We start from the raw sequence: 7,024 nt of genomic DNA, 5'->3' as shown, positions 1-7,024 counted from the left end.
CCGTCCGGACGCCCACGGGTCAGGTCGCCGCTGCGATACACGCGGCTGCCGGGCTTGCCGAACGGGTCCGGCACAAAGCGTTCGGCGGTCAACGCCGGACGCTCCAGGTAACCCCGGGCCACGCCCTCGCCGCCCAGGTACAACTCACCGGCCACGCCGATGGGTTGCAGGTTGAGCTGCGCGTCCAGCACGTAGCCGCTGCGGTTGCCGAGCAAGGTGCCGATGGGCGCGTAGACGGCGCCGCATGGGTCGCCCTTGCGCGCCTTCCACAGCAGCGGCGTGACCACGGTTTCGGTGGGGCCGTAGCCGTTGAACAGGTAGGTCGGCTTCAGCGCGCGCCAGGCCAGGTCATAGCTGGCCTGGGCCACGGCGTCACCGCCGAAGCAGTACACCCGAACGGCTGGAGGATTGCCGTCGCGCTCGGCGTGTTCGGCCAGTTGCTGCAGGTACACCGGTGGGAACACCGCCATGGTCACGTTGTGGCGGTGCATCTGTTCATAGGTGTATTCCGGCAACCATAGGCTGTCGTCGCGGATCAGCACGCTGGCGCCATTGATCAGCGGGTGCATCCAACCCTCGTGGGAACCGTCGAAGGCGAACGACATGAAGTGCAACTCGCAATCGGCCGGGCGGGTTTCATAGCGCTCACCGGTGGCGATGATGTGCGCCACCAGTGGCCCGTGGGACACCGCCACGCCCTTGGGCATGCCGGTGGAGCCGGAGGTGTAGATCACGTAGGCGAGGTTATCGCCGTCGAGGGCGACGTTCGGCGCCGCATGATTGTCGTCGGACCAGTCCTGCAGCTGATCCACTGCCAGGGCTTGCAGGCCTTGCGGAATCGGGAGGCGCTGTTGCACGGTCGAGTGGGTCAGCAGCAACCGCGAGCGGCTGTCCTGCATCATGTACAGCAGGCGATCACGCGGGTATTCGATATCCAGCGGCACGTACACGCCACCGGCCTTCAGCACCGCGAGGAACGCCACCATGATCTCGGCACTGCGCGGCATGGCAATCGCCACGCGCACTTCCGGGCCGACGCCACGGGCGATCAGCGCGTGGGCCAGGCGGTTGGCCTGGCGATCCAGCTCGCCGTAAGTGAGCTGCTCGTCGGCGAACTTCACCGCCACCGCATCCGGGGTTTCCCGGGCACGGTCGGCCACCAGTTCATGCACCAAACGCTGGGCCGAGAAACCGGAGGCGCTGCGGTCCCACAGTTGCAGGATGTGTTGCTGCTCGGCGGCGTCCAGCAGGTTCAACTGGCCCAGCGGTTGCCGAGGGTTGGCGACCATGCCCTGCAGCAGGTTCTGCCAGTGGCGCGTCATGCGTTGCACGGTGCCGGCTTCGAACAGGTCCTGGGCATAACCCAGGGTGGCCCAGATGCCTTCGGTGGACTCCTGAATGTCCAGGTCGAGGTCGAAATGCGCGGTCTTGCTTTGCCATTCCAGCCCTTGGACCAGCAGGTGCGGCAGGTGCTGCTGGACCTGGGCCTGGCCGACGTCGGTCTGGTGGTTGAACATCACCTGGAACAGCGGATTGTGGCTCAGGCTGCGTTCCGGTTGCAGGGCTTCCACCAACTGTTCGAACGGCAGGTCCTGATGGGCCTGGGCCTCAAGCGCGCGTTGCCTGGTTTGTTGCAGCAACTGCTCGACGCTCATCTGGCCGTGCAGGTCCGCCTTGAGGACCTGGGTATTGACTAAGAAGCCGATCAGCCGCTCGGTTTCGCTGCGGTTGCGGTTGGCGATGGGCACGCCGACGCGGATTTCTTCCTGGCCGCTGTAGCGGTGCAGCAGGGTCTGGAACGACGCCAGCAGCAACATGAACAGGGTCACGCCCTGTTGCCGGGCCAAGGCCTTGAGCTGTTGGCTCAGCTCGGGGTCCAGCTCGAAAGCCAGGCGTGCGCCGCGATGGCTTTGCACGGCGGGACGCGGGTGGTCGAACGGCAACTCCAGCACACTTTGCTCGCCGCCGAGCATTTCGCGCCAGTACGCCAGCTGACGGTTCTTCTCGCCCGCCTCCATCCAATTGCGCTGCCACACGGCATAGTCGGCATATTGGATCGGCAACGCCGGCAGCTGCACTTCCTCGCCCTGGCTGTAGCCCGCATAGAGCTGCACCAGTTCTTCGACCATCACCTGCATCGACCAGCCATCGGAGACGATGTGGTGCTGCACCAGCACCAGCACATGCTCACCAGCAGCCACGCGCAGCAGCGACACACGCAGCAACGGGCCGTGTTCCAGGTCGAACGGCTGCGCGATCTGCGCCTCGACCTGCGCCTGGAGTTCAGCCTCGTCGACATCGGCGTGAGCGATCTGCAGCGACGCCGATGGCGCGATCACTTGCACTGCACGCTCATGCTCCTGGCGCAGGCAGGTGCGCAGGCTTTCATGCCGGGCCAGCAACGCATCGAAACTGCGCTGCAACGCGCCCAGGTCCAGTTGCCCTTTCAGGCGCAACGCACTGGGAATGTGGTAGGCGGCGCTGTGCGGCTCCAATTGCCAGAGAAACCACTGACGCTCCTGGGCATACGACAGCGGCAAGGCGTGCTCGCGCCCGACCGGCAGCAACGGCGGTGCGCTGGGCGCCAGGCTGTCCTGGGCCTGCAGTGCCGCAACAAATGCATCCAGCCGTGGGTGCTCGAACAAGGCCTTGAGCGGCACCTCGCGCTGCAGCGTCTGGCGAATGCGCGACACCACTTGCATCGCCAGCAGCGAATGCCCGCCCAGTTCGAAGAAGTGCTGGTTCAAACCGACGTTGTCGGTGCCGAGAATATCGGCCCAGATCGCAGCGATCTGCTGTTGCAACGCGGTGACCGGCGCCTGCCAGTCCTGGAGCGCCGTGCTGGCGTCCGGTTTGGGCAGTGCCTGGCGGTCCAGCTTACCGTTGGGGTTGAGCGGCATGCGCTCGAGGAAGATCAGGTGCGCCGGCACCATGTAGTCCGGCAGCTGTTCGCGCAGGGTGTTCATCAAGCGTTCGGCTTCACTCGACGGTTGCGCGGGCACCAGGTAGGCCAGCAGTTGGTTGTCGACAGCCAGCACCAGCGCTTCGCGCACGCCGTCCTGGGCCAACAGCACGGTTTCGATCTCGCCCAGTTCGATGCGGAAGCCGCGCACTTTCACTTGATGGTCGACCCGCCCGACATACTCCACCACCCCGTCGGCGCGATAACGCGCCAGGTCGCCGCTGCGATAAAGCCGCTCGCCGCAGGCACTGAACGGGTTGGCGACAAAACGCTCGGCGGTCAGGCTCGGGCGCCGCAGATAAGCGCTGGCCAGGCCGCTGGCGCTGGCGATGTAGAGTTCGCCTACGGCACCGACAGGCAGCAGATTCAGGTCGCGATCCAACACATACAGCCCACGCCCGGGTAGCGCGCGGCCGATGGGGCTGGCGGTGACGCCGCTGATTACGTCGGGGTCGGTGCAGTCCAGCACGCTGGAGACCACGGTGGCCTCGGTCGGCCCGTAGGTATTGAGCAGCCGCACATGGCCCAGGCCCGCCCGTTGCCACAACAATGGACCGTCGAGGGGCATGGCTTCGCCGCCGATATGCATCTGGCGCAACGCCCCGTAAGGCCGCGCACCCGCCGCCAGGCAATCCTGCAAGAACAGTTTCCAGTAGGCGGTCGGCAAGTCGGCCAGGGTGATGCCCTGCTCGATGATCTGCCGATACAACTCGGCACCGTCCCACAGTTGCGGGCCACGCAGCACCACCGTGGCACCGAGGGTCAGGGCCGGGTACAACTGCTCGACGAAGCCGTCAAAATTCAGGGTAGCGAACTGCAATACCCGGTCTTGCGCGACCAGTTGCGAATAGTCGGCGGCGATGCAGGCGAACTCACTCAATGCGCCATGGCTGATGGCCACGCCCTTGGGTTTGCCGGTGGAACCCGAGGTGTAGATCACGTAGGCCAGGCTGTGCGGTTCGAAAACAGCCGGTGGATTGTGCTCATCACACAGCGCCAACTGCGCCTGGACCAGGTCGATTTCCACGGCCACCGCGTGCGCCGGCAATGGCAGGCGATCGCGCAGGTGCGACTGGGTCAGCACCAGGCGCACATCGCTGTCCTCGAGCATGTGCACCAGACGCTCGCGGGGGTACTCAGGGTCCAGCGGCACATAGGCCGCGCCGGTCTTGAGCACCGCCAGCAAGCTGACCACCATGGCGAAGGAGCGCTCCACGGCGATCCCGACCAAGGCTTGGGAGCCGATACCCTGGGCGATCAAGTAGTGCGCCAGGCGGTTGGCCTGGCGGTTCAGTTCGCCATAGCTGAGGGCCTGGTCGTCCAGGGCCAGGGCCTGACGTTCAGGCTGCGCGGCGGCCTGGTCTTCGAACAGCAGATGTACGCCTTGCAATTGCCGGGCGCAGGCCGGAGCGTTCCAGTCCTGAAGCATGCGTTGCTGCTCGGTAGCATCCAGCAGCGAAAGCTCGGCCAGACGCCTGCGCGGATCGCTGACGACCGTCTGCAGCAACTGCTGCCAGTGCTGCGCCAGGCGCTCGATGGTCGCTGAGTCGAACAAATCGGTGGCGTAATTCAACGCCGCCCACAGCCCTTCGGCCGACTCATGGGTATCCAGGCTCAGGTCGAAATGCGTGGTCTGGCTGTCCCAGTCCAGCTCCACCACGCGCAGGCCAGGCAGTTGCTGGCCGTCGCGCCCGCCCTGGGCGTCGGTCTGATGGTTGAACATCACCTGGAACAATGGGTTGTGGCTCAGGCTGCGCTCAGGCGAGAGCGCCATCACCAATTGCTCGAACGGCAGGTCCTGGTGGGCCTGGGCTTCCAGGGCGCGGCGCTTGGTCTGTTGCAGCAACTCGACAAAGCTCATCTGCCCGTCCAGGTCAGCCTTGAGCACTTGGGTGTTGACGAAAAACCCGATCAGCCCCTCGGTTTCGACGCGGTTGCGGTTGGCAATCGGCACGCCGACGCGGATATCCGACTGCCCGCTGTAGCGGTACAACAAGGTCTGGAAGGACGCGAGCAGCAGCATGAATGGGGTGATGCCTTCTTGCTGCGCCAGGCGCTTGAGACCGGCGACCAGTTCGGGCTGTAGATGCAGCTCCAGGCTCGCGCCGCGATGGCTTTGCTGCGCCGGGCGCGGACGGTCCAGCGGCAGTTCCAGCACCGGCTGTTCACCGCCCAGCAGCGCCTGCCAATAAGCCAGTTGCCGCGCCCGCTCTCCCGCTTCCATCCAGCCGCGCTGCCACAGGGCGTAGTCGGCGTACTGAATCGGCAGCTGCGGCAGTTGCAGGTCCTGGCCCAGGCTGTAGGCGGCATACAACTGCACCAGCTCCTGCACCATCACCTGCATTGACCAGCCGTCGGAGACGATGTGGTGCTGCACCATTACCAGCACATGGTCATCTTCAGCCAGTTGCAGCAAGGTCACGCGCAGCAGCGGAGCCTGGTGCAAATCGAACGGCCGCGCCACCTCCGCTTCCACCCGTGCCATCAACTGCGCTTCGTCGATCTGCGCGTGTTGAATCTCGACCCGGGCCTGGGGCAGCACAGCCTGCCACAAGTGCTCGCCCTCCTCGACCAGTTGGGTGCGCAGGCTCTCGTGTCGGGCCAGCAGGCTGTCGAAGCTGCGCTGCAGTGCCGCCAGGTCCAAGCGACCGTGCAGGCGCAAGGCGCCGGGGATGTGGTAAGTGGCGCTGCCGGGGTCCAACTGCCAGAGAAACCACTGACGCTCCTGGGCATAGGACAGCGGCAGGCGTTGGCCGTCCTCACGGATTGCAGCAATCGGCAGTTGAGCGAAACTCATGCCCCGGCTTTGCAGGCGCTGATAAAACTGCTGGCGCTGTTCCAGAGGCAAGCGAAGAAAGCGCGACACCAGGTCGATGTTAGGGTTGGAAAGCATGGTTCAAATCGCCTCTAGTTCGCTCAAAAAGTCACGAAGATCATCAAAATCTTCCACGCTGCCGGCGCGGAAAGTGGCTGCGGCCTGCACGTAGGCACGCAGTGATTCGGTCTGGAACAGTTCCATCAGCGGTACGTCCAGGCCCAGCTCGGCCTGCACTCGCGAGGTGATCTGGATGGCCAGCAGGGAATGCCCGCCCACTTCGAAGAAGTTGTCGTTCAGGCCCACTTGCGCCAGGTGCAGCACGTCGGCCCAGATCGCGGCGATCTGCTGCTCCAGTTCGGTGTGCGGCGCCACGTACTGTTGCTGCATCTGGCTGGCATCCGGCAACGGCAGGCCCTTGCGGTCGAGCTTGCCGTTGGGGGTCAGCGGCATCTGTGCGAGGAACACGAAGTGCGCCGGCACCATGTAGTCCGGCAGGCCGCTTTTCAGGGCGCGACGCAGGCTGTCGCGGAATTCGGTCTGGTCGGCCAGGGTCGCATCGGCCGGCACCACGTAGGCCACCAACTGCTTGCCGGTCGAACCTTCCTGGGCCACCACCACGGTTTCGCCGACGCTGTCCTGTTCACGCAGACGCGCTTCGATTTCACCCAGTTCGATACGGAAACCACGGATCTTGACCTGATGGTCGACGCGACCCAGGTAATCCACCACACCGTCCGGACGCCCACGGGTCAGGTCGCCGCTGCGATACACGCGGCTGCCGGGCTTGCCGAACGGGTCCGGCACAAAGCGTTCGGCGGTCAACGCCGGACGCTCCAGGTAACCCCGGGCCACGCCCTCGCCGCCCAGGTACAACTCACCGGCCACGCCGATGGGTTGCAGGTTGAGCTGCGCGTCCAGCACGTAGCCGCTGCGGTTGCCGAGCAAGGTGCCGATGGGCGCGTAGACGGCGCCGCATGGGTCGCCCTTGCGCGCCTTCCACAGCAGCGGCGTGACCACGGTTTCGGTGGGGCCGTAGCCGTTGAACAGGTAGGTCGGCTTCAGCGCGCGCCAGGCCAGGTCATAGCTGGCCTGGGCCACGGCGTCACCGCCGAAGCAGTACACCCGAACGGCTGGAGGATTGCCGTCGCGCTCGGCGTGTTCGGCCAGTTGCTGCAGGTACACCGGTGGGAACACCGCCATGGTCACGTTGTGGCGGTGCATCTGTTCATAGGTGTATTCCGGCA

General features: G+C 65.3%; 2 protein-coding genes. Both read right to left on the bottom strand.

Annotation, left to right across the window (positions count from 1 at the left end; genetic code table 11):
- Positions 1-5,855: non-ribosomal peptide synthetase (locus BFP90_RS03825; protein WP_141688915.1), on the bottom strand; the 5,855-nt coding region annotated here is incomplete at its 3' end.
- 3 nt (positions 5,856-5,858) lie between these two features.
- Positions 5,859-7,024: AMP-binding protein (locus tag BFP90_RS03820; RefSeq protein ID WP_141688914.1), on the bottom strand; the 1,166-nt coding region annotated here is incomplete at its 5' end.

It is taken from the genome of Pseudomonas sp. 24 E 13, assembly GCF_900004715.1.
GTDB classification, from domain to species: Bacteria; Pseudomonadota; Gammaproteobacteria; order Pseudomonadales; family Pseudomonadaceae; genus Aquipseudomonas; species Aquipseudomonas orientalis_A.
This window is presented reverse-complemented; position numbering and strand designations above follow the sequence as displayed.